This window comes from Halorubrum sp. 2020YC2, assembly GCF_018623055.1.
Taxonomy (GTDB): Archaea; Halobacteriota; Halobacteria; order Halobacteriales; family Haloferacaceae; genus Halorubrum.
In genome coordinates, this window is sequence record NZ_CP076019.1 from 2766679 (window position 1) to 2789702 (window position 23024).

General features: G+C 71.0%; 22 protein-coding genes and 1 pseudogene. 9 read left to right on the plus strand and 14 right to left on the minus strand.

The window, feature by feature from the left end; all coding sequences use genetic code 11:
* A complete protein-coding gene (locus KI388_RS13795) occupies positions 1 to 2076 on the minus strand; it encodes a serine protein kinase PrkA (RefSeq protein WP_215087157.1) in 2076 nt (691 codons plus the stop codon).
* Between the two features lie 476 nt (positions 2077 to 2552).
* On the opposite strand from KI388_RS13795, the gene KI388_RS13800 reads away from it, so the two are divergent.
* Complete coding sequence (locus KI388_RS13800) at positions 2553 to 3299, plus strand: DUF1028 domain-containing protein (RefSeq protein ID WP_215087158.1); 747 nt, start codon at positions 2553 to 2555, stop codon at positions 3297 to 3299.
* A gap of 21 nt (positions 3300 to 3320) precedes the next feature.
* On the opposite strand, the gene KI388_RS13805 is transcribed toward KI388_RS13800, so the two are convergent.
* Entirely contained in the window at positions 3321 to 4232 is a 912-nt protein-coding gene (locus KI388_RS13805; protein ID WP_215087159.1) for an endonuclease/exonuclease/phosphatase family protein, read from the minus strand.
* Positions 4233 to 4912: 680 nt separating this feature from the next.
* Entirely contained in the window at positions 4913 to 5395 is a 483-nt protein-coding gene (locus KI388_RS13810) for an RNA-binding protein (protein ID WP_215087160.1), read from the minus strand.
* Positions 5396 to 5529: 134 nt separating this feature from the next.
* Here KI388_RS13810 and KI388_RS13815 point away from each other — a divergent pair, with 134 nt between their 5' ends.
* The 3 genes from KI388_RS13815 to KI388_RS13825 all read left to right on the plus strand — a co-directional run bounded on the left by KI388_RS13815 (position 5530) and on the right by KI388_RS13825 (position 7035).
* Positions 5530 to 6132, plus strand: a complete 603-nt coding sequence (locus KI388_RS13815; protein ID WP_215087161.1) for a 2Fe-2S iron-sulfur cluster-binding protein — start codon at positions 5530 to 5532, stop codon at positions 6130 to 6132.
* A gap of 69 nt (positions 6133 to 6201) precedes the next feature.
* Positions 6202 to 6540 carry a hypothetical protein gene (locus KI388_RS13820; protein WP_215087162.1) on the plus strand — a complete coding sequence of 113 codons (339 nt, stop codon included), beginning with the start codon at positions 6202 to 6204 and terminating at the stop codon, positions 6538 to 6540.
* A gap of 159 nt (positions 6541 to 6699) precedes the next feature.
* Complete coding sequence (locus tag KI388_RS13825) at positions 6700 to 7035, plus strand: NifU family protein (protein WP_215087163.1); 336 nt, start codon at positions 6700 to 6702, stop codon at positions 7033 to 7035.
* A gap of 42 nt (positions 7036 to 7077) precedes the next feature.
* Here KI388_RS13825 and KI388_RS13830 read toward each other — a convergent pair whose 3' ends face one another.
* The 4 genes from KI388_RS13830 to KI388_RS13845 all read right to left on the minus strand — a co-directional run bounded on the left by KI388_RS13830 (position 7078) and on the right by KI388_RS13845 (position 13942).
* Complete coding sequence (locus tag KI388_RS13830; RefSeq protein ID WP_215088797.1) at positions 7078 to 10884, minus strand: glycoside hydrolase family 97 catalytic domain-containing protein; 3807 nt, start codon at positions 10882 to 10884, stop codon at positions 7078 to 7080.
* A gap of 271 nt (positions 10885 to 11155) precedes the next feature.
* Positions 11156 to 11950, minus strand: a complete 795-nt coding sequence (locus KI388_RS13835; protein WP_215087164.1) for an aldolase/citrate lyase family protein — start codon at positions 11948 to 11950, stop codon at positions 11156 to 11158.
* Positions 11951 to 12064: 114 nt separating this feature from the next.
* The gene (locus KI388_RS13840) at positions 12065 to 13552 is read right to left on the minus strand and encodes a DUF402 domain-containing protein (protein WP_215087165.1); all 1488 of its coding nucleotides are present in this window, start codon (positions 13550 to 13552) and stop codon (positions 12065 to 12067) included.
* Positions 13553 to 13942: a hypothetical protein gene (locus tag KI388_RS13845; protein ID WP_215087166.1), complete on the minus strand. Its 390-nt coding sequence runs from the start codon at positions 13940 to 13942 to the stop codon at positions 13553 to 13555.
* 127 nt (positions 13943 to 14069) lie between these two features.
* On the opposite strand from KI388_RS13845, the gene KI388_RS13850 reads away from it, so the two are divergent.
* Positions 14070 to 15080 carry a PrsW family intramembrane metalloprotease gene (locus tag KI388_RS13850; protein WP_215087167.1) on the plus strand — a complete coding sequence of 337 codons (1011 nt, stop codon included), beginning with the start codon at positions 14070 to 14072 and terminating at the stop codon, positions 15078 to 15080.
* Between the two features lie 28 nt (positions 15081 to 15108).
* Here KI388_RS13850 and KI388_RS13855 read toward each other — a convergent pair whose 3' ends face one another.
* The 4 genes from KI388_RS13855 to KI388_RS13870 form a co-directional block, all read right to left on the minus strand.
* Positions 15109 to 16086, minus strand: a complete 978-nt coding sequence (locus tag KI388_RS13855; RefSeq protein WP_215087168.1) for an ROK family protein — start codon at positions 16084 to 16086, stop codon at positions 15109 to 15111.
* Positions 16087 to 16176: 90 nt separating this feature from the next.
* The gene (locus tag KI388_RS13860; RefSeq protein ID WP_215087169.1) at positions 16177 to 16635 is read right to left on the minus strand and encodes a universal stress protein; all 459 of its coding nucleotides are present in this window, start codon (positions 16633 to 16635) and stop codon (positions 16177 to 16179) included.
* A 197-nt stretch (positions 16636 to 16832) separates the two neighbouring features.
* Entirely contained in the window at positions 16833 to 17216 is a 384-nt protein-coding gene (locus KI388_RS13865) for a DUF5611 family protein (protein ID WP_215087170.1), read from the minus strand.
* A gap of 137 nt (positions 17217 to 17353) precedes the next feature.
* Entirely contained in the window at positions 17354 to 18544 is a 1191-nt protein-coding gene (locus tag KI388_RS13870; protein WP_215087171.1) for a hypothetical protein, read from the minus strand.
* 202 nt (positions 18545 to 18746) lie between these two features.
* Here KI388_RS13870 and KI388_RS13875 point away from each other — a divergent pair, with 202 nt between their 5' ends.
* The gene (locus KI388_RS13875; protein ID WP_215087172.1) at positions 18747 to 19061 is read left to right on the plus strand and encodes a 2Fe-2S iron-sulfur cluster-binding protein; all 315 of its coding nucleotides are present in this window, start codon (positions 18747 to 18749) and stop codon (positions 19059 to 19061) included.
* Positions 19062 to 19285: 224 nt separating this feature from the next.
* On the opposite strand, the gene KI388_RS13880 is transcribed toward KI388_RS13875, so the two are convergent.
* Positions 19286 to 19480, minus strand: a complete 195-nt coding sequence (locus KI388_RS13880) for a cold-shock protein (protein WP_004599158.1) — start codon at positions 19478 to 19480, stop codon at positions 19286 to 19288.
* Positions 19481 to 19678: 198 nt separating this feature from the next.
* On the opposite strand from KI388_RS13880, the gene KI388_RS13885 reads away from it, so the two are divergent.
* Positions 19679 to 20269: a hypothetical protein gene (locus tag KI388_RS13885; RefSeq protein WP_215087173.1), complete on the plus strand. Its 591-nt coding sequence runs from the start codon at positions 19679 to 19681 to the stop codon at positions 20267 to 20269.
* A 38-nt stretch (positions 20270 to 20307) separates the two neighbouring features.
* Here the strand turns inward: KI388_RS13885 and KI388_RS13890 are convergent, their stop codons facing one another.
* Both KI388_RS13890 and KI388_RS13895 read right to left on the minus strand, forming a co-directional pair.
* Positions 20308 to 21375 (minus strand): phosphotransferase, encoded by a 1068-nt coding sequence (locus KI388_RS13890; RefSeq protein ID WP_251133267.1) that lies wholly within the window; start codon positions 21373 to 21375, stop codon positions 20308 to 20310.
* Positions 21370 to 22032: pseudogene (locus KI388_RS13895) on the minus strand (HAD family hydrolase); the annotation flags it as partial. The gene KI388_RS13890 and the pseudogene KI388_RS13895, both read right to left, overlap by 6 nt.
* A gap of 60 nt (positions 22033 to 22092) precedes the next feature.
* Here KI388_RS13895 and KI388_RS13900 point away from each other — a divergent pair.
* Together KI388_RS13900 and KI388_RS13905 are read left to right on the plus strand one after the other, a co-directional pair.
* Positions 22093 to 22263: a hypothetical protein gene (locus KI388_RS13900; RefSeq protein ID WP_215087174.1), complete on the plus strand. Its 171-nt coding sequence runs from the start codon at positions 22093 to 22095 to the stop codon at positions 22261 to 22263.
* An 86-nt stretch (positions 22264 to 22349) separates the two neighbouring features.
* Positions 22350 to 22643 carry a zinc-ribbon domain-containing protein gene (locus tag KI388_RS13905; RefSeq protein WP_215087175.1) on the plus strand — a complete coding sequence of 98 codons (294 nt, stop codon included), beginning with the start codon at positions 22350 to 22352 and terminating at the stop codon, positions 22641 to 22643.
* Positions 22644 to 23024: the final 381 nt, after the last annotated feature.

Genomic DNA, 23024 nt, shown 5'->3' on the forward strand with positions numbered 1-23024 from the left:
TCAGCCCCCGCCGTCCTCCATCTCCGAGCGCGCGACCGCCGCGCCCGCGTACTCAAGCACCTCGGCCGCGCCCGCCTCCGAGTAGCCGCGGTCGACCAGGGCCGACACCCACGCGCTCCGGTCCTCGTCGTCGAGGTCGGTCGCGGACACCAGCGCCGAGAAGTTGATGTTGTGCTTCTTGTCCTCCCACAGCTTGCGCTCTAGGGCGCGGCGGAGCCGGTCGTTCTCCTGCGGGTCGAACCCGCGCCCCTCGCGGGCGCGCCGCGAGATCCAGTTCGACACCTCCTGTCTGAAGTCGTCTTTCCGGTCGGAGGGGACGTCGAGCTGTTCCTCGACCGCGCGCAGGAACGTCTCGTCCGGCTCCGTCTCGCGGCCCGTCAGCTCGTCGTCGACGGTGTCGTCGTCGATGTACGCCATCACGTGGTCCATGTACTTCTCGCCCTGCCGCCGCAGCTCGTCCACGTCGTACGCCAGCGCGTGGCGCACGTCTTCGATGGCGCGCTCGCGGTACTCCTCGCGGACGGTCTCTAAGAGTCGCTCGTAGCGGTCGAGGTCCTCGGCCGCGATGGAGCCGTGGCCCCCGAGGTTCGCCTCGAAGTGGTCGAAGACGGACAGCGGCGAGAGGTGGCTCCGGTCGCGGTGGGTGGCGTCCATGATCGCCTCGGCGATCTCGTCGCCGACGAACCGCGCGGAGATGCCGTCCATCCCCTCGCCGACGTCGGCTGACTCGGCGGCGTCCTCCCGGAGCTTCCGCCGGTCGATCTCCTCGTCTTCCAACTCGCCGTTGTACGCCTTCGCCTTCTCTAGGAGCGTCACCGTCTCGTCGGTCGGCTCCTCCAAGCGGGTGAGCACGCCGAACAGGCCCGCCATCTCTAAGGCGTGCGGCTCGACGTGGACGTTGGGCACGTCCGCGTTGGCGAGCATCTTCTCGTAGATCTCCGCCTCGCTGTCGTACTCTAACACGTACGGGTAGTCGATCCGCTTGGTGCGGTCGTTGAACGCCTCCATCTTCTCGTCGCCGGTCTTCTCGCGGTACTCCGGCATGTTCGTCCGGCCGACGATCACCTGATCGATGTCGATCCGCGGGTTGTTCTTCGGCTTGATCGTCGACTCCTGGGAGGCGTGGAGGAAGTCGTAGAGGAACTCCCGCTGGAGCTTCAACAGCTCCTCGCCGGAGAAGAGGCCGCGGTTCGCGTTGCAGAACGCGCCGGCGTAGTCGAACGCCCGCGGGTCGGACTCGCCGTAGACGGCGAGTTTCGCGTAGTTGACGTCGCCGGTCAGCTCCGTCTCATCTTGGTTCTTCTTGTCTTTCGGCTCGAACGTCTCGATGCACTCCCGACGGTTCTCGTCCGCGACGAGCCGGACGACCTCGACGTGCTCGTCGAGGACGCGTTCAAGATCGTCGTCGTAGTGCGCGAGCAGTTCGTTCAGGTAGAACTCCGAGGCCGGGTCCGGGTGCTGGTCGTTTCGCAGCGTGTAGGGCGCGTCGAGCCGCTCGTTGAGGTCGTCGATCACCGCCTCCCGCTGCGGCTTCGGGAGGAGGACGAGCGGGTCCTGGCTCATCGGGGAGCGGACGACGTCGTCGTCCGGGTCCTGGTCGTCGATCACCGAACAGAGGTCGACCCACCGGAAGGTGTACATCCGGCCGGCGTCCTCGCGGGTGTACGCCTCGAAGTAGCGGCGCACCAGCCAGTCGAAGTGCGACTTGCCGGAGCCGACCGGGCCGAGCAGGAGCTTGATCCGCTTTTCGGGACCCAGCCCTCGGGCGCCCGACTTCACCTTGTTGACGAACTCGTGAATCGCCTCGTGGACCTCGCGGCCGTAGAAGACGTTCTCGCCGTCGTGGAGCGGGTCCTCGGCCGCGAGCGCGTACTCGACGACGCCGCGCTCCTCGTCGTAGTGGGTGCCGTAGTGGTCGAACATGTCCGCGACGCGCTGGTGGGCGTTCCGCGCGATCTCCGGGTCGTCGTACAGCGCGTCGAGGTACCAGTCGAACGAGCGCGCCGCTCGCAGGTCGTCCGGCACCTCAGTCCGGTACTCCTCGCTGAGCCGTTCGAGCGTGTGTCGGTTTGCCATCGTATCACGTTCGCTCGGGGGGCAGGCGGTGCCGGCGGCACCCGGCGCGACGGACGGAGCCGCCGCTCTCCGTGCGCGTGTCAACAGCTCGTCGAGCCGCGAGCGGCGCGTCGTCGGGGTGCGCGTCGGTGCCGGTGGTCGCCTCGCCCGTATCCGAGGCTATATATGTGGGAGGGATTGGCACGGATAAGCATGTCGCCCGTTGACACTCGACACGAAGCGTCGAGGGCGTCGCCGTCGCTGAATCCGCCCGGTTTGCTGACGGTCCGTCGGCCGGTCTTATCAACGCCTCGTGGGATCGACGGTCGGGGTCGGTCCGGGGACCCCCCGAATCGCTCGCGCGCGGTTCGGAGACTCCCGAGTCGCTCGCGCGCGGGCCGGGGACCGGAACTATCTGACCGGCAACCGCGCGGCCGAGAACCGGATCCATCGGCCCCGGAACGCAGCCTTTTGCGCGTCGCCGCCGCAGCACCGGTGTGACGTTCAGCATCTGCGTTCGCGAGCGGTACACCGACGAGGACGGCGACGACCAGACCCGGTTCGGCGTGGCGGTGACCACCCGGCTGCCGGGCGTGGGCACGCTCTGTCCGTTCGCCTCCTCGGACGGCGCGGTGGCGACCCAGTCGCTCGTCAACGTCGAGCTGGGGCGGAAGGGGATCGAGTACCTCGACGACGGGCTGGCGGTCGACGACGCCTTACAGGCCCTCCTGAACGCCGACGAGGGGAGCGCCGAGCGCCAGCTCCACGGCGTCGACGCCGACGGGACGTTCGCGTTCTCCGGCGACGAGTGTAACGACTGGTACGGCCACCGCGAGGGACAGAACTACACCGTCGCGGGCAACCTCCTGACCGGCGAGGACGTGATCGAGGACACCGCGGCCGCCTACGAGTCGGACGCGCACGGCGACGCGCCGCTGGCCGAGCGGCTGATCGACGCGCTCGCGGCGGGCCACGCCGCCGGCGGCGATAAGCGCGAGGACCTCGAGGTCCAGTCCGCCGCGCTGCTCGTGTGTAACACCGAGGAAGAGACCGACGACCCCTACTACAACGACCTCCGGATCGACGCGAGCGAGACGCCGGTGGCCGACCTCCGCGAGACGTACGAGACCGCCAAGCGCGGCTACGAGACGATTGTAGAGAAGTACGCCGAGGAGGAGGCGGACGACGGAGCGGCGGACGCCGCCGAAGACGAAACGGAAGCGGACGGAGGGGGCGGGGAGTAACGGCCGCAGACCCCGGTGCCCCTACACCGACAGCCGCGCGAGGACCGGCAGGTGGTCGGAGGGGTATCTTCCCCGGTCGTCCCGGTCCGCGAGCGTCGCGAACGCCTCGACGGAGACTCCCGGCGAGACGAGCGCGTGGTCGATCCGGCGCCCGTCGATGAGGCGAGCGAAGTCGGTGAGGCTCGTCGCCGGACCGTGCCGCAGGTCGGCGGCGGCCGCCGCGTCCCGGAGCGCGGCGCGGTCACCGGTCGTCGCCCCGGCGGCGTCCCCGTCGCTTTCGGCGGCTTCGCCGTCGCCTTCGGCGGCTTCGCCGTCGCTTTCGCGCTCATCACCCACGAGGATCCGGTGCGGGTCGGAGCCGGGCGTGCAGTTGAGGTCCCCGACGAGGACGACCGGGGCCGCCCCGTCGCGGTCGCCGGTGTTCCCCGTTCTCGTCTCCGGTATCCGCTCGCGGAGCAGCCGCGCGGCCTCGCGGCGCGCCCGCGCGCTGACGTGGTCGAAGTGCGTGTTGACGACGCGGAGCGTCGCGCCGCCGTGGTCGTCGGCGTCGTACCCGCCGTCGACCGCGCGCACCCGGGCCCACGTCGCGATCCGCGGGTGCGAAGCGTCCCAGCCGGTCGAGGGCTCCTCGGGCGTCTCGGAGAGCCAGAACGTGTCGCTGTCGACGACATCGAAGCGGTCGCTCCGCACCGCGATGGGGCACCCCTCGCCCTCGCCGTCGGTCCCGCGGCCGCGCCCGACGAACTCGTACCCGGGGAGCCGCTCCCGGAGGTCCTCGCGCTGCTCCGGCAGCGGCTCCTGAAAGGCGGCCACGTCGGGCCGGTGGAACCGGACGAGTCGCCCGACCGCGTCGCGGCGGTCGTGCCAGGCGTCGTGGTGGTCGCCGCGGTTGGCGTAGCGGACGTTGTAGCTTAACACCCGGATCGCGGTCATCACGTCGGGACTCGCGGGCGAGGCGATTAAAATGCGCGGAGCGATCGGGACGGCAGCGGTGTTTCCGGCGTTTGCTTATAACTGGTGGTCGACTGCCCGACGGCAAACACCGCCAAAGTCTCAGCCGCTCGGCGATACGTAGTAACCCACAGGTCGACGGCGAACACCGCCAAAGCCCCAGCCTTACTTATAAATAGTCGACTGCGGATCGGCGCCGAACACCTCCAAAGCCCCAGCCGCTCGGTACTACGTGGCTGCCACCGCGGAGAACACCTCCAAAGCCCCAGCCGCTCGGTACTACGTGGCTGCCACCGCGGAGAACACCTCCAAAGCCCCAGCCGCTCGGTACTACGTGGCTGCCACCGCGGAGAACACCTCCAAAGCCCCAGCCGCGAGGACAGCACACGCTCGCTGCGCTCCTCGTCACTCGCTTCGCTCGTTCCTGCGGTGCTTACGTCGCCTGTGCTGTCCTCGCGGCTGCCCCTTTGAGTCCCGCCCCGGACAGCACCGCGACCGCGCCTCACGCCTCCCCAGCCTCGCGGCTCACGCTTCGCGGCTTCGCCGCTCGCGTTCGCCGCGTCCCTCGCGCGTGCTCCTCGCGCCCGAAGGGCGCTCGGAGGCACGCGCCACCGCATTCCTATTTATAAATAGCCGCCCGCTGCTGCCGTCGCCGTCGCGCGCTACACCGAGAACTCGTAGAGGTCGTCGCCGACGTGGTGGATCGACTCGACAACCTTCCCGCTGTCACCGACCATCTCGTCGCCGTCGACCAGCGCGCGGCCCACGGCGAGCACCTTCCCGTGGGACTCCTCCGCGACGACGACCAGATCGCCCTCCCGGATCTCCGGGTCGGCCTCGACGATGCCGGGGCGCATCACGTCGGCGCCGTCGGAGACGAACGAGACCGCGCCAGCGTCGACCGTGACGACGCCAGTCTCGGGGTCGAAGTCGTTCGCGCCCCGGACGGTGAGGAACGGCTCGTCGTCGTCGACGTAGAAGACGGCGGGGTCGCCGTCGACCAAGACGAGTTCGTAGCCGGCGTCGACGAACTCCACGAACTCGAACGTCTCGCCGTCGATGTCGACCCCGAGGTGGTCGGCCACCGCCTCGCGGATCGCCGTGATGTCGTCGCTCCGGAGGTGGTGCCGGGATTTCACTTCCATGGGGGTCCCGTCGGCCGCTCGGCCGATAAATGGACCGCTCCGCGGCGTGCGCGCCCGCCGGCTCCCGCCGTCGGGGGTCTCACGCGGTTGGATCGATCAAAACGGCCTTATGCTACCTCTCCATATCAGTTCGTATGCTGAATCCGCTCATCGCGAACGTCGCGAACCCGCCCGCGCTCGTTCTCGGGGCGATTGCGACGCTCCTCGTCGTCTTCGTCACCAGCCTGAAGGGGACGGGCTGGGAGCCCACCACCGACATCTCCGAGGAAGTGCTCGAACGCCGCGCGTCCACGGTCCCGGAGACCGAGTTCCCGGAACCGGGCAACCGCGCGGTCGGCGGTGGCGGTGGCGGCGGCGCCATCCCGGCCGGCGCCGACGGCGAGGAGGGCGAACTCGAAGAGGGCGGCACCGTTAGCTCCGGCCCCGGCGACATCCCCGAAGACGAGGTGGAGTACTTCGAGGTCGAGTTCGTCAAGCAGGGCGAAACGGTCGAACTCTCGAACGACCAGCCCATCCTCGAACAGGGCGAAGACGAGGGGTGGGACCTCCCGTACGCCTGCCGCCAGGGCCAGTGCGTCTCCTGTGCCGGGCAGATCACGGACGGACCGAGCGAGGACTTCGTCGAGCATGACAACCAGCAGATGCTCGAAGAGGCCGAGATCGACGACGGCTACACGCTCACCTGCGTCGCCTACCCGCGCGACTCCTTCAGCATCGAGACGGGCGAGGCGCCGTAGCCCCCCTTCCGCTCTTTCCTCCTCGTCCGTTCGCGACACCCTTTTTCGCGTCTCGCCCCAACCGCTCGTATGTCCGTCACCACGGCGCTCGTCGCCGGCGGCGGGGGCGTCGCCGTCGCGCTGATCGCCGCGGCCGTCTACCGCGACGCCGCCCGCGTCGGCGTCGACCTCGGCTCGCCGGCGGCGTGGGCCGCGCTCGTCGTCCTCACCGGCGGGGCGAGCCTCGTCACCCTGATCCTCGTCCCCGACGCCCCCCTGCCCGGCGTCCTCGTGTTGACTGCGCTCGGCCCGCTCCTCTACGTGCTCGAACGCGACGACTCGATGAACGGCGACGACGCGGCCGACCCCACGCGCCTCCCGAGCCAGTCCGGGGAGTCGGCGGAGCGGAGCGACGACGCCGACCGATAGCGACCCGGCGCACGGAACCGACGGGTGCCCCAGCGACGCCGACGCTCACGGGTCCTCTCGGCGCCGTTCCGTCTCATCGACGATGACACAGTTCCTTTCGCTCCCGTCTTCAGCTCCTAAACCGCAACTTTCCATACCGTCGGCGCTGTACTGGAGGTAATGAGAGACGAGAGCGACGAGAGCCTCGCGGACCGGGTCGAACAGTGGATGGTCGGACAGATGCCGATCATCCAGATGCACGGCGGCACGAGCGTCGTGCGCGAGGCGGACCCCGAGACCGGCGAGGTCGTCGTCGAGCTCGGCGGCACCTGCTCCGGCTGCGGCATCTCGAACATCACCGCCGACAACATCCGCCGCGACCTCATCATGGACTTCGAGGAGGTCGACAACGTGACCGTGCGGACCGCCTCCTCCGGCGACAACGGGGCCTCCACCGTCGAGGGCGGCCGCGGCGGCGAACTCAAACACGAGACCGAGTCCGCGAACCACTTCTGAACGCGGCGGGCGCGTCCCGCCGCGCGACTCTCGCTCCCTCTCTTACAGCGTCGTGAACGGTAGCGACGCGAGCGAGTCGGCGTCGTAGTCGAGCGCGTCCGCCTGCGAGACGCCCTCCGGCGTGACCACGTCGATCACCCGCGGCGCGTTTCCGGCCGCGCCCTCCCGCGCGCCGCCGAAGACGAAGTCGCCGGCGTCGACCGCCACCGACCGCAGGCTGCCGCGGTCCTCCGATCCGACGGCCGGCAACACCTCCCAGCCCGAGAGGTCGCCGCCGACCGTCGACTTCGGTATCGAGACGACCGCGGTGTCCGCCTCGAAGCTGACGAACACCTCCGGCGTGACGAGGGTCGTTCCGTCGGCGTCGGTGACGCCCCTCCCGAAGCCGCTCGCGTCGATCCGGTACTGCCACGGCCGCGCGAACTCGGCGGTGAGTCCGAGGTCGTCGAGCGCGCTCGTCCGCCCGCCGTCCGCCTCGGGGTCGCGCAGGTACACGAGGAAGTAGTGCGGCGAGAAGTCGCCGCCGAACGTGTCGTACAGGTTCTCGACCTCGAACGCGAACCGGTACTTCTCCTCGGTCTCAAGCACGCGGACCGAGCGCAGGTCGAACGCGCCCGGCTCGAAGTCGCCGCTCGTCGGGTAGGTGTACCTCCCCGGCCCGTCATCGTCCCCCTGCGGGTCGGTGAACTCGGCCACGACGTCGCCGGGCGCGACCGTGACGCTCCCCGACGCCAGTTCGTCGCCGCCGTCCGCGAGGCGGACGACGACGTCGAACGTCCCGATCTGTGAGATGTCGAAGCCGACCTCGACCGCCTCGTCCGTCGCGTTCGGCGGGAGCCGAACGGTATCGCGCGCGGCGAGGTCGCCGTCGACGAGGACCTCGACCGCGGTCGAACCGACGAAGCCGGCGTCGTTGGTGCCGGTCGCCGTGATGAACCCTTCCCCGAGGTCGGCCTCGTCGGCGATCGACACCGACACCGTCTGCTCCGGGCGCTCGTACTCGGGGAGCCGGTTGATCTCGCGGCCCCGCGCCGGGCGGAGCCTGACCGCGGTCCCGCCGCTGGGCGCCAGCGACGCCAGCAGGGTCGTGCTCGGCGTGACGACCGCCTCGTCGATGCGGACGCCGGTCGGGTCGAGGTCGACGCCCGCGCCGACCGCGTCCGAGTAGATCTCCGCGACGTACTTCGGGCCGTTTCGGCCGTTGCCGTTGCCGCGACCGTTACCGTTCCCCTTTCCGCCCGAATTGCCGGGCGCGAGGAAGTCGAGCGGCACGTCGACCCCGCGGCCGTCGCCGTCGGTCATGACGCCGACGTACCACTCGTCGCCGTGCCGGCGGGCGATCGCGAGGTAGTCGCCGATCGCGGCGCCGACGACGCGCGTCTCGTCCCAGCCGGCGGCCGGGACCGACTCGATGAACCCGAACTCCGGCTCGGCGTCGAAGTTCTCGTTTTCGGGCGTGTACCCCTCGTACTCGGCCGGGACCGGAGACGACTCGCCGGACTCGGTGACCGCGACCGCGTTGAGGTTGAACCCGCCGACGTCGCCGGCGAAGCCGTCGTCGCCGCTCTCGTAGTCGAGTTCGACCGCGACCTCGTTGTCGCCCGCGTCGAGTTCGACCTCGGTCGTGAACACCTGCCAGTCGTCCCAGTAGTCGGTGAAGGGCGGCTCGATCGTCTCGCGGTCGCCGTTGACGCGCAGCGTCGCCCGGGGCGTGCCGGCGTCTATCACCCGACCGGCGTTCTCCTCGGCGTCGCTCGCGTAGCGCAGGTGGAGGTCGTAGCTCCCGGCGCTCGGCACCTCCTCGACCGCGAACGACACCGACGAGCCGCTCGGCGCGCGGTTGGGGTCGACCGCGACGAAGTTGGTGCCGAACGCGTCCCGCCACGAGTCGTCGGTGACGAGGCCGTCGAGTTCGCCGGCGGCGGCGTGGAGCGCCTCGCCGACCGCGAACGTCTCGTCGACGTACCCCTCGATCCGGTCGGCCGCCATCTGGAGGCCGCTGAGGTACGTCGGGTACATCGCGAGCTGTTTCGCCCGCGTCGTCTGGATCTGGTCGCCGCGCTCGTCGTTGAAGCTGATATCGAAGATGCCCGGCTGGTAGCTCACCGGGCCGGCGAGGTTCCGCGTGAACGGCAGCATGACGTGGTGGTCGCGGCCGACGTTCGACCCCAGCTGGGTGAACCCGTCGTACTCTTGGGCCTTCACCACCTCGCGGTTCGCCACGTTCGGGTAGGTCCGGATCTCGCCGGTCGGCTTGATCCCCTCGTGGATCTCCAGCAGCTGGCGGTTCGCGGCCGCCTCGCGGATCACCAGTCGGTGGTGGTTCACCGCGAGCTGATTGTGCTGGTTGTGGGTCGGCGCCGACCCGTCGCCGTCGATGCCGAGGCCCGGGTCCGAGACGTAGCCGTTCTTGATCGAGCCGATCCCCTCGGCCTCGTAGCCCGCGAACACGTCCTCGTCGAGGATCGCGGTCTCGTACTGGGGGAGGTTCCCCGCCGTCTCGTTGTGGATCGTCATCTCGACCGGCTCGGGCAGCGACGCCCCGAAGTCGGTCACCTCGGGCACGTCGAAGTCGGGATAGGAGTCGTCGACGCCGAAGCCGAACCCGGTGCCGTCGCCGGGGTAGGTGTCCCACCCCTCGTTCCACCCCTCGACGAGGACGCTGTCGATCCCGTTCTCGCTCGCGAAGCGCATGTACCGCTTCATCCGCTCTGTCCGGGCGCCGTGGACGTAGGCCGCGGGATTGTTCCCCTCGCCCGCTATCTCGTCGTCGGTCCTGTACTCCCAGTTGGCCTGCCCAGCGATCATCGTCCACCAGATGCCGACGTACTTGCGCGGCTCGATCCAGTCGGTGTCGGGCTCGCCGCCGACCGTCGGCAGCGCCGACTCGTCGAGCGGGTCGGAGAGCAGCGGGACCAGCTGCGACTCGATCAGTTCGCCGGGCCGGTCGACGACCTGAATCGTCCGCCACGGCGTCGCCGCCGGCAGTTCGAGCGAGGCCTTCGTCCCGTCGGGCAGCGGCGTGAGTTCGCTCGCGAACGCCGTTCCGCCGTCCGAAGCTCGGGGGGCGAGCGTCGCCGCCGCGTAGTCGTCGAGGTTCGCCTCGTGGACGCTCAGGTACGCGTCGCCCGCGTCGACGGTGAGCGGGGTGTGCGCGCCGGTCCGAACCGGGGTGCCCGTCGGCCGCGTGGGCCGCTCCCCGCCCGGGATCTCCGAGAGCGGCGTCTCCGCGTACTCCTGTTCGAACCGCGGGTTCGTCACCTCGTTGCGGATCCACCACGCGCCGTAGTCGTCCGCGAAGTCGACCCCGGTGTTCTCCGAGGCGACCACCGCCCGCTCCGAGTTGGCCGCGAACCCCTCACCGAGGACGACTCGGAACCCGACCCCGTCGTCGAAGACGCGGACCTGAAGGGTCGCGCTCCGGGGACTGTCGGCGGTCTCCCCGGAACCGCCCGAGCCGTCCGCCGCGGCGTCCGCGAGGCCGACGCCGAGCGCGTTGTAGTCGGCGGACACCGCGTCGTAGGCACCCCACACCGGCTCCCACTCCTCGGTCGCCGCCTCGCGCTCGGTGCCCGTGACGGTTACCGGCCCGTCCGACCCGCCGGCGCTCGCGCCGAACGCCGACTGGTTCCGGAAGTCGAACCCGAGCGTCGACGGCCCGACGTACGTCGTCCCGTCGCGCGCGACCTCGTAGGTCGGCACTCCGTCGCTGACGTCGACGGTGACGGCGATCGACCCGTCGGGCGACGCCACCGTCTGGACCGGGTCGTCCGCGTCGTTGGCCACCCGAGCGGCGTCGTCGGCCGCGACGCTCCCCGAATAGGCGGCCGCCGCCACCAGCGCCCCCACGCTCCCGAGGAAGCCGCGGCGACTCGTCTCGTCGAATCTGCGCTGTGATTGTTTTTCACCCATTGTGCGTCTCCCATGAATACGATGATTGATAATGTTATTGTAACGAACGAGAGGTGTTTCCTCCGTTCGTATTCGAGTTAAAACTACGTGGGGACGAGCCGCTTTGGTTCGGCGTCGCGCGGCGAGCGGCGCTTCGTCTTTCGAAGTTGAAACGCCGTCTCGCGCGCGCGAGCCACCCCGACCGCACGACGCGCCGCGGCGGTCCGGCTCAGTCGTCGGTTCGCTCGACGTCGTCGAGCCAGCCGGTGACGGCCCCCTCGAGCGCCCCGGTCGTGCTCCCGAGGTTCACGATCTGGTAGCCGTTCGCCGCCTTCTCGGCTGCGTCGTCCGGTCCGAACCCGAGCCCGCCGACGGGGACGCCGGCCTCGACGGCCGCCGAGCGGACCGTCTCCACGGCGTCTCGAACGTCCGGGTGGTCGAGTTCGCCGGGGTGGCCGAGCGCCACGGAGAGGTCGAACGGGCCGATGAAGACGAACCCCAACTCCGGGACGGCCAGTATCTCGTCGACGTTCTCGACCGACTCCGCGGTCTCTATCGTCGCGCCGACGAGCGTCTCCTCGTCCTCGGCGGCGACGTAGTCGTCGGCCAGCCCCCAGCGGCTCGCGCGCGGCGACGCCAGCCCCCGGTCGCCGGGACCGTCCTCGTAGCGGAACCGGGCGGACCGGACGGCCTCTCGGACCTCGTCGGCGGTCTTCACGCGGGGGAGGAAGGCGTTCCGCACGCCGAGGTCCAGCGCCTTCCGGACGAGCGTCGGGTCCGAGTCGGGGAGCCGGACGAGCAGCTCCACGCCCGTCCGCTCGGCCGCGCGCAGCAGGTCCTCGACCCGCCCCGCGTCCCGCGCGCTCGGCCCGCCGTGTTCGAGGTCGACCCAGACGAAGTCCGCGCCGAGTTCGCCGTAGAACTCCACGAGCGTCGGGCTGTACGCGTCGTCGAGCACTCCGAACGCGACCCCGCCCTCCCCGACGGTCGCCGCGAGGTCGTTCGTCGGCTGTGCCGCGTTCACGAGCGACCGCCCCGTTCGTCGTTCATCTCGGCTCCGACGTTCGCGAGCGGCGAGTAAAACACGGCGTATCTTCACGCGCTCCGTGTTTGTGATTAACCGAAGAACAAGCGACTCCTACAGCGCGTTCTCCAGCGCGGACGCGACGCTCCGCGCCTTCTCGGCCAGCGGCTCGGGGACCGTCCCGGCCGCGACCGCCTCGTCCAGCTCGTCGTCGTCGACGCGCTCGACGGCGCCGTCCGGCCGCTTCACCACGTCGACGTGGAGGTCGACGTAGCGGGCGGCGTCCGGGAACACCTCCACGGGCGTGCAGACGTTGACGTACGTCCCGCGGACGGTCCCGTCGCGGCCGCGGTACGTCGTCGGGTACCACCAGCGCCCCTCCTTCAGGCTCGTCTCGGCCACGTCGCCCGCCACGCGGTCGACGCCGAGACCGTCGTAGGTGCCGCCGCCGGTCATCTCGCGCTCGACGCTGACGGTGCCGTCGGGGTCGACCCCCGTCACCGTCCCCTCGCCTAAGGCGATCAGCCGCCCGTCCGGCTTCCCGTGGTCGATCCGGAGCGCGTCCCCCTCCCGCGGGCCGAACGCGTCGGTCACGACCGCGAACGGGAACCCGGCGTCGGGGTCGGGGTCGCAGAGCGCCTCCGCGAGGTCGACCCCGGCCGAGGCGTCCGACGACCCCGCCTTCACGCGGTGGTGGCCCGGCATCGTCGCGGTCGCGGTCCGGCGCGCGTCGTCGAGTCCCGACCGGCTCTCGCGGCCGAACCAGACCCAGACGCCCGCGTTCGGCGCCGCGACCGGGTCGTCGCGGAGGCGGCTCCGGCCGTCGAGGACGCCGAGTCCGTCGCCGCCTCTGTCGTCACCGTCGTGCCCGGCCGCGCCGTTCCCGTCGTCAGACTCGACCGCCGCGCGAAGCCCCTCCGCGGCGTCGACCGCGGCGTCGAGTCCGGCGGCCAGCGCCTCCGTGTCGGCGTCCACGGCCGGCGGCCGCCACACCGCCCGCCAGCCGTCCGGCGGGTCGAGGTCGAGCAGGTCGAGCATCCCCGACAGCTCGCGGGCCGCCTCGTCGTTCCGGACGTCGACCCGCGTCCCCGACCCCGGTTCGAGCGCGACGAGGTCGCCCCCCACGCGCAGTTCCCCGGCGAGTTCGGGGCGCCGGTCGGTCCACGGCGCCGCCGACTCGCGCACCTGGACCCGGACCGCGTCGCCCGTCTCCACCCGCGCGTCGACGTCGCCGTACGGGAGGTACCCCTCGGCGGCGCCGTCGCCGGTGCGGAGGTCGACCACCGCGCCGCCGCCCAGCGTCTCCGTCACCTCCCCGTCGAGGACAGCGCCCGGCGGGGTCGGGTCCGGCCACGCGAGCGCGTCGCGGCCCGCGTCGGTCAGGACCTCCCGGACCGCGTCGACCGCGTCGGGGGCGCCGCTCGCGCCGACCCCCTGTCTGTCCGCGCTCGTCTCGATCCGGACGTCAGGCGGGTCCGTCCCGAACTCGGCGTCGAAGCGCCGGCGGATCGGCGGCGAGGCGTCGACGACCTCGTGCCCCGAACCGAGCAGGCGCGCGGTGAGCGCCGTCGCGTAGATGCCGCGGACGCGGGCTCTGGGCATCTACAGTTCCTCGCGCTCACGCGCGAACCGCACCCGGTCGTTCACGGTGTCCCCGAGAGAGAGTTCGACGACGACCGGGCCGCCGTCGTCCTCCCGCAGGATCCGCCCGCCCTCGACCGGGACGCCCCACCCGTCCAACGAGAGGTAGCCGCGGAGGTCGCTCCCGTGGGTGAACAGGTCGACGTCGGCGGTCGCGTGCTCTTGGACCGCGTCCGCGCTGTGGGCCATCTCCATGTCCGAGTAGCAGGGACCGTCCCCGCCGAAGAACTCCCCGAGTCGGTCGGCGTCGCGGGCGACGAGTTCCGCGACGCGGTCCGAGGCGTCGGCGATCGCGTCCGCGTCCAGTCCGGCCTCTCGGAGGGCGCGCTGGAGCCGTTGGTCGAAGTGCATACCCCGCCTTCGGTCGCCGCCGTTTCAATCCTGTCGCCCGGGCGCCGCGCCGCTTCCGCCCGCTTCTTTTCGTCCGCGTTCCGGATGCCGCCCACTAATTAAGTCACCGGGATGGCAAACGGGAGCCATGCCATCCGACGAGGACCCGATCGCGTCCCGGGCCGACGACGACCGCGACCTCTACGACGTCGCGACCTGGGAGGAGCGAACCTCTCTCGACGGGCTGTCGGTCGCGCTGTACTGGCTGCTCACGCGGTCCGCGAAGCTCGGGGTAATCCTCGTCGCGCTCGTGGGGCTCCTCGCCATCCTCGGCTCGTTCGGGCTGGGGCTGCTGTTCGACCCCGCCATCGCCATCCTCCTCGGTCTCTCCGTGGTCCCCGCGCTCGGCCTCGCGGCGTACGTGTACGTCTCGGACGTCACGACCGCCGAGCCGCTGTCGCTGTTAGTGGCGACGTTCCTGCTTTCGATCCTCACCGCGACGTTCGCGGCGATACTGAACAGCGAGCTCCAGCCCTTCTTCCAGCCGTTCGGCTTCCCCGGGCTCGTTCTCTTCTTCTTCGTCGTCGTCGGTCCTATCGAGGAGTCGGTGAAGCTGCTCGCGGTGCGGCTGTACGCCTACACGGACGCCCGGTTCGACGCCGTCATCGACGGCGCGGTCTACGGCGCCATCGCGGGGCTCGGCTTCGTCGTCATCGAGAACTTCGTCTACATCGCCCAGAACGTCGACATGGCGGAGCTGACGGTCGGAATCGCGGCGCTGGGCGCCGGCGACGGCATCGCCGCGCTCCGGGCGCTCGCGGGGCCGGGCCACGTCGTCTACTCGGCGTTCGCGGGCTACTACCTCGGGTTAGCGAAGTTCAACCCGGAGAACCGCGGCCCGATCGTCGTCAAGGGGCTCGTCCTCGCGGCCGCGATCCACGCGCTGTACAACACGCTCGTCGGTCCGGTGACCGGGATCGCCTCGGCGCTGTTCGGTCTCCCGCAGATCCTCGCGCTGTTCGGGTTCGTCGCCGTCTTTCAGGGGGCGTTCGGGTACGTCCTGCTCCGGAAGATCCGGCGGTACCGCGACGCGTTCCTGGACACGCGCGACGCGGTGAGTCCGAACGTCGAGCCGGAGCTCGACGAGTTCGAACAGTAACCCGCCGCGTCCCCTCTCGCTCCCGCCGTCAGGGCGGGCTCTCGACCCGCGAGCGGTCCCCCGTCCCGCCCGTCAGCGCGCTCGCGAGGGCGCCTTTCACCACCACTTCGTCCCCGAGGTCGGTGAGCCGAACCTCCGGCACGTTGATGAACACCATCTCCGGGAGCTTCTCGCGGATCGGGTCGAGCACGCGGTCGGGGTTGTTGAGCGCGACCGCGCCGCCGACGCTCACGACCAGCGGGGCGTACGCGTGGATCACGTTGGCGATCCCCATCGCGTTCCAGTGGGCGACCTGGTCTATCACGTGGTCCGCGAACGTGTCCTCGCCGGCCGCCTCGAACACGTCGACCGCGGAGAAGTCCGGGTCCTCCACCGGGAGGCTCGTCTCTATCGGGTCCTCTTCGTACAGCTCGCGGGCGTACTTCGGGATGTTGTTGCCCGAGCAGTACCCCTCCCAGTGGCCGTCCAGCCCGCAGCCGCAGGTCATGAACCCGTGCGGGTCGACGGTCATGTGACCGACCTCGCCGGCGTTGCCGTCCCACCCCGAGAGCACGTTGCCGTCGACCGCGACGCCCGCCCCGATCCCCGAGGAGATGGTGAGATACACCATGTCGTCGGGGTTGCGCTCGGAGTGGAACCGCTCCCCGATGACGCCCGCGATGGTGTCGTTGTGGAGGTGTACCTCCTCGGTGTCGAGCAGCTGCCCGACCGGCCCGACGAGCGGGATGCGCTCGACGGTGTCCGGGAGGTTGGCGGGCCCCTGAACTACCCCCTCGGCCAGGTCCAGCGGCCCGATCGAGCCGATGCCGGCCGCGACGGCCTCGCTCGGCGCGACCCCCGCGTCCGTGCAGGCGTCTCGGATCACCTCCAAGACGGCCTCCGTGACGGCGATACCGTTCGGTCCCCGCGGGGTGCCTCGCAGCGCGGAGCCGAGGATCGCCGCGGTCTCGTCGCCGACGACCGCCCGGACGTTCGTCGCTCCGAGATCGACGCCCACGTAGTACATCGGGTGTAACCGCGGACCCGTCTCACTTAAGCGGGACGCTTCACGCGGTCGAGCGGGAATAAAAAACGGGTCGGATCCGACGAAACCGCGTTACGAGGCGGTCTCGCGGACGAACGTCACCGGGCACGGCGCCGACAGCATAACCTCCTGCGCGACGCTGCCGAAGACTGCCTTCCCGGCCGGCGAGCGCCGTCGGCCGCCGACGACGACTCGGTCGGCCCCGAGCCCCTCGGCGGTCTGGACGACCTCGTCCGCGAGGTCCCCGACCGCGCCCCGGACCGAGTGCCGCACGCCGGCCTCCGAGAGCGCCTCCGAGAGCGCCCGCGTCGTTGCGTGCCGCTCCGCGACCGCGTCGGGCGTCGATCCCTCGGTGCCCGGGTCGACGCCGAGCTTACTCCGGATCCCGTCGAACTCCTCCTGGTCGAACACGTGGGTCAACACGACCTCGGCGTCCGACGGCTCCGCGACCGCGATGATCTCGCGAGCGAGCCGTTCCGCGCGCTTCTCGTCTTCGGTACCGACCGCCAGGACCACCGTCTCGATGCTCATACACGTCTTTCGCCTCGGTCCGTCTTAATATTGGCGGAGTTTTAACTCAAATTCGAATAAATATTTAGGCGATCGATCCTGACAGTCCCTCCGGTGTCGAGGCGGCACTCCCCGGCCGAGTCCGCCGACCGAGCGGGACGCTGTCGGGCGACGGATCGGTCTCGACCAGAAGGGCGGGCGCGACCGCCGGAGAACGCTCAGTAGTCGGGCGCGTCGTCCTCGACTTCGCGCTTCAGCGAGTCGCGGCGGGACTTCGCGTCGCGACCGGTCGCCTCCAGGAGGAACTCGTTTTTCGCGTCGACGGCGTCCGCGGCGGCGTCGGCGTTGCCCTCGGCGATGACGTCCTCGGCGGGCCGCTCCTCGAAGTGGACCGCGAGCTTGTCCTTCTTGCTCCCGTACTCGGCCGCGCCCGCGACGATCCGCTTGAACACCGGGTTTTCGGGGTCCTCGACGACGTACAGCTCGTGGCCGTCGTACTCCTCGGTGCCCGTGACTTCGCCGAAGTACTCCTCGATGGATCCCTTCAGGTCCGGCATCCGGTCGTCCAGATGCTCGCCGCGGCGCATCTTGTACTGCTTCATGCCGCGACCGTTCGAAAGGCCGGCGTAAACCAGTTTCGTCACGGCCGCTCGACCGCCGACGCGGCCTTTTTACCTGCTCCCAAGTTCGCTCGTCCGGCCCCCGAGGTCGCTCGTCCAACCTCCGTACCCCCGCTCGACTACTGGGGCCGCTCGTCGACGTACCCGCGCTTACACTCCGGACAGATGTCGCCCGCGCGCATGGAGCTACCGTCCGCGGCCCGGACCATCCCGCACTCGGGGCAGTAGTACTCCGTCGGCTCGTCGTCTCCCATCGTCTCCAAGTCGGGGCTCTCGCCGCGGGTGATCCCCGTCCCGCCCTCGCCGGCGTCGAACGCGACGGCCTCCGCGTCGTCGGGCGCCTCGACGTACTCCGTCCCCGCCGACTCGCCCTCTCGCTCCTCCGTAGCCTCCGGGGTGAGTCCGCCACCGAACTCGACGTCGGCCTCGCCGCCCTGCCCGGCCTCCGCGCTGAACCCCTCGTCCTCGCCGCCGTGGTCGGGCCAGGCGGTCCGCTCGTCGGCGTCGGCGTCCGCCTCGTCCACCGACGGCCACGCCCCCCGCTCCCGGTCGTCGGCCGACTCCCCGTCCTCGTCGAGAATCACGCCGTCGTCGCTCTCCGCCGCCGACTCGCCGCCCGACGCTCCCCCGTCGTCCGTGGACGTTCCGGCCGACGCTCCCCCGTCGTCCGTGGACGTTCCGGCCGACGCTTCCCCGTCGTCCGTGGACGTCCCGGCCGACGCTCCCCCGTCGTCCGCGTCCAGAAGCTCCGCGTCCTCGTCCGCTCGGCTCGCTGCCTCGGCGGACCCCGCCCCGTTCGCGGCGTTCGGGCCGTCGGTCGGACCCGCCGGCGCGTCGACCCCGTTCGGACCCGGTTCGGCGTCGGCCGTTCCGGGCCCCTCGTCGCCCGAGGGGCCGTCGTCGATGATCACCGCGTCGTCGGTCCCGGCCCCCGGCTCCTCGTCGAGCGTCACGCCGCCTCCGGCGGCCGCGCCGTCCTCGGCGTCGACGCCCCCCGGCGCGGCGCCGGCCGTTCTCTCGGCGTCGCCCGGCGGTCCGCTCTCGCCCGGCGTCGCCGCCGACTCCCCCGCGGTCCCGCGGTCGGGTCCGGCCGCCGCACCGGTCTTGCCGGCCGCGTTCGCGGCGGCCTCGTCGGCCAGCTGTTCCATCGTCGTCACCTCGGTGTTCTCGCTGACGATCTGCGTCTCGCCGCAGCGAGCGCAGCTCTTCACCTCCTTGACGGTCGTGACGACTTCGTCGCCGTCCTCCTCGCGTTCCCGCTGGAGTTCGGGTTCCCCGAAGTCGTGTCCGAGCAGACACCTGAGTCCCATTGTGCCACCCTGCGGTGCCGAGGGTAAAAAACGCCCCGTCGGCGTCCGACGCTCGGCGTACGACCGTTTCGGGAGGATCCGGCCGCCGCTCCGGGCCGACCGGGTCGTCGTTTCGGGAGGATCCGGCCGCCGTTTCCGGAGTCGCCCGTCGCGCCCCGCGGACACAGGCTCTTTGTGGATCGCCGCTGTACCGTTCATCGACATGCCCACCGTATCCTATCAGGGCGAGGAGATCGAGTGCGAGAAGGGCGCCGTCTTGCGCGACGTGCTCAAGGAGGCCGGTCTCTCCGTCTACAACGGCAAGATGGAGCAGCTCAACTGCCGCGGCGCCGGGTCGTGCGGCTCCTGTGCGGTCCAGGTCGACGGCGAGGTCAGCGAGCCGGGCAAAAAGGAGAAGGCTCGCCTCTGGCTCCCGCCGCACCACCCGAGCCACGACGTCCGCCTCGCCTGCCAGACGAAAGTCGAGGGGGACGTCGAGGTGACGAAGGGCCGCGGGCTCTTCGGGCAGCACATCTGAGAGGACGCGGCGCTCTCGTCTGTTTTTCACCCGCTGAGCGACGCGCTTTCACCCGTCGAGCGACGCGCACGCGACGAGCGACACCGCTCGGCGAGCGAGGCGCTAGTCGAGGATAAAATACGGCCGCGGCGAGCGTGAGCCCGCGGCGCGGACGAAAACGTTTGGTACCGTGTGTCAGAGTCGCGTTCGGCGTCAGCCGGACCGACCCACCTTCTCGGATCGGCTTACTGCCGAACGACGTTGGTCGCGCGGGGGCCCTTCTCGGAGGACTCGATGTCGAACTCGAGCTCCTGGCCCTCTTCGAGGTCCGGGCCGCCGACGTCTTCCATGTGGAAGAACACGTCGTCGTCCGCGTCGTCAGTCTCAATAAATCCGTAGCCGCCAGTGTCGTTGAAGAAATCAACCTTTCCGGTCGCCATTGCGAATAGAGGGAAGCCCCGACCGGTGATAAGGATTGCGAGTGTACAGTTACCACGACGCTCTGTTGACGTTCGCTTTCGAAATACCGCTGTTCTGCGGACGGTTACTGACCGCTTGCCGCGTTCTCGCGCCGAAAGCGATCGGTCTCTGGAGTGTCTTGGGGGACTCTCCGACTGCGCCTCCCGACGCCGACGTTTATGCTTCCGGCCGCGAAAGCGGCGTCCGTGTCACGCACGCGTCACGCGGACGGTCCCGCCCTGACCCTCCGGGAGAACGGCCCCGCGCTGCTGGTCCCGGCGGCGTGGGGCGTCGCCGCGGGAGCCGTCCTCGGTCTCGTCTCCGCGCACGCGCTGTTCGTCGCCCACGTCGTCATGAGCGTCCTCCTCGTCGCGTTCGTCGCCGCCTCGTGGCGCGACATGGCGACGGGGGTCCTCCGCGCGTGGAAGCTAGTGATCCTCGCGGGGACCCCGGTCACGCTCGCGGGCGTGGTCGGGTTCCTCGCGCGTAACGGCACCGCACCGGGCCTCGCGGCCGCGGTCCCGGCCGACGCGCTCCTCGCGGTCGCCTTTTACGGCTGGCTGCTGCTGCCCGCGCCCGCGTTCGTCTACACGGCCCTGCGCGACCCGGCAGTCCCGCGCTCGACGGTCCACGGCGCCGCCGCCGCGTGTTCGGTCGCCGGCGCCGCCGTCGCCGCGCTCGCCGGCTCCGCCGTCGGGACCGTCGCCGGAATCGCGCTCGTCGGCGTCGGCCAGACCGCGGGGATCCTCGCCGCCACCGCGCTGTACTGAGCGCCCGCCGCGACGCTCGTACTTCCGCTCCTGCCCGTTCACCCGGTCGTCCCGTCGAGCGCCCGCCGGAGCGCCCGCCGGTGGAACTCGACCGCCGCCTCGCGGTCGACCGGCGGGTACCGCGGGTTCGTCACCACGCCGTCGCCGTCCACGACCGCGCTCGCGACGGCCGCCGCGCGGGCCGCGCGTCCGCCGCTCGGGAGCGGGGCGACCGACTCGTAGCCGTCGCGGAACGCCCGCCGGAGCGGCTCGGCCTCGTCCGTCGGCACGTACCAGTCGACGACCAGGTGCTCCGCCTTCGCGACCGACACGCCCGGCGGCGCGGCCAGCGGCGCCTCCCAGTCGAGGACGGCCGTCACGGCGCCGCCCGCGACGAGGGCGTTCCCCGGTCGGAAGTCCCACGGGAACAGCCGCGGCTCGGCGTCGGTCTCGACCGGCTCCCGGAGCGCGTCTCGGAGCCGGTCGCGGAGGTCGTCGAGGTCGGCCGGGAGCCGCGCCGCGTGTCGCCCGCCGAACTCCCGGAGCCAGCTTTCGGCCTCGGCCGGGTCTCGCACGGACAGGACGGCGTCGTGCCCGAGGGCGGACTCCGCGTCCTCCTCCGATCCCCCGACCGCGAGTCGCCCGCACCCCGAGAACCGGAACGCCTCGTGGAGCGACGCGAGGAACCGCCCGAACGCCCGGACGACCCCCCGCCGGTCCGCCGGGTCGAGGTCGACGAACGCCTCGTGGAGGTCGCGCCCCTCGACCAGCGGCGTGACCAGCCACCCCGTCCCGTCGACGGCCCCCTCCCCGACGGGGCGCGGGACGGGAACGTCGGTCCGCTCGCCCACCGCCCGCAACAGCGCCGCCTCGGTCCGGGTCGCGGCCGGCGTCGAGGAGTACTGGACGACCACCGGGGCCGCGGTCTCGAACCGCACCACCTCCGTCCGCTTGCGGTTCCCCCGCCCGAGCGACTCGACGCTCGCCGGCGCCGCCCCGGGGCGCGCCTCCGCGAGGGCCCGGTCGCGGACCCCGTCGCTCACCGGTCCCCCATCCGGTTCGACGGCCTCCTTCTCCGTCTCGACCCCGCCTTCCCCCGTCTCGGCCTCGGATCCCGCTCGCAGCACCGCCGCGACCTCGTCGAGCGAGTCGAGGACGTAGTCGGGGCGGTACGGGGCCGCCGCGTCGTCGGGGTCGGCCCGCAGCCACGCGGACCGGAGGCCGGCGTTGTGCGCGCCGGCGACGTCGTGCCCCAGCGAGTTCCCGACGTACAGCATGCCGCTCGGCTCGACCGACAGCGCGGCGGCCATCCGCTCGAACGGCTCCGCGTGCGGCTTCCGACGCGGCAGGTCGCCGGCGTACACGACCGCGTCGACGCGGTCGTCGATCCCGAGCGCTTCCACCTTCGCCCGCTGCCGGTCCTCGGGGCCGTTCGTGAGGACGCCGACCGGTCCCGCCGCGGCGGCGGCCGCCAGCGCGTCGGTCGCGCCCGGCAGGTACGTGACCCGCGAGTCGTCCGCGACCGCCTCGAACGCCGCCGCGAGGGCGACGGGGTCGACATCCCGCCCGTGTCGGGCCGCCAGCCGCGCGAATCCAGCCCCGAGGTAGCCTACCCGATCGTCGGGGTCCGGCGCGCCGTCGAGGAGGTCCCACAGCTCGTCCGGCTCGCCGAACGGCTCGACGCCCGCGCGCTCGAACGCCCGGCGGTACAGGGCGTCCACGTCGCCGTCGTGACGGCACAGCGTGTCGTCGAGGTCGAACGCGACCGCCGAAAACCGGCTCATGGGAAACTAGTGGCGCCGAGCGGCGAAGTCGGTTTCGGCGGCGGGCCCGTACCCCCGACGATGACCGACTCCGAGGACACCCACGACTGCGAGACGTGCGGCGCGAGCGTCGCCGCCGCGGACGCCCGTCGCTCCGAGCCCTTCGGCGACCTCGATTCCGACACGTGGCAGACGCTGAACTGCCCGCATTGCGGCGACCGGCTCGCGACCGTCTTCGTCGGCGGCGAGTGAGAGGGGATCGTCCCCGCGGAACCGACGCCGCTCACGAGTCGTGGTGACACCCCACACTATCTACGTGTCCGGCCCGTAGTCGCCCCATGGTCGACGCCGGTACGGTCTACCTCGTCGCCTCCGGCGCGCTGCTGTTGGTCGCGCTGGGCGTCGGGGCTCGGGTCCTCCTCGCCATCTTCCGTGAGGGCCGCGAGCGCAGCCGCAAGCGGCGCGAGGGGGAGATCGACCGGTTCACCGAGGACCCCGTTTACGACCGCGACCCGCCGGACCCGGACGCCGACGGCTCCCGCCCCTCGACCTGTCCGCACTGCGGTGCGGAGAACGCGTCGGGGTTCACGTTCTGCCGCGAGTGCGCGGGGCCGCTGGGTCCGAACGGGTGACTGGCTCCTTCGGTCGTCGCTCGCGGGCTTAGAACGTGCCGCCTCCCCGATTTGAACTCGTCGAGACGCTCGAACTCGCGACTCGTCTGCTCAAATCGGTCGGGAGCATTTTCGCTGCTCACAGCTCGGTCGCTGCGCTCCCTCGTCGGTTCGCAGGAAAATGCCGCCTCCCCGATTTGAAACGCGTGAGACTCCCTTCGGTCGTCTCACTGTTCCCCGCTCGCTACGCTCGCGGGGACGGGGGACAGCTCGATCTTCAATCAAGGCTAACGAACGCGGATCCCGCTGAAAAGCCATACCGCCTCCCCGATTTGAACTCCGGAAGACGTGCTCGCTTCGCTGCGCGCGACTTCCGTGCTCAAATCGGTCGGGAGCATTTTC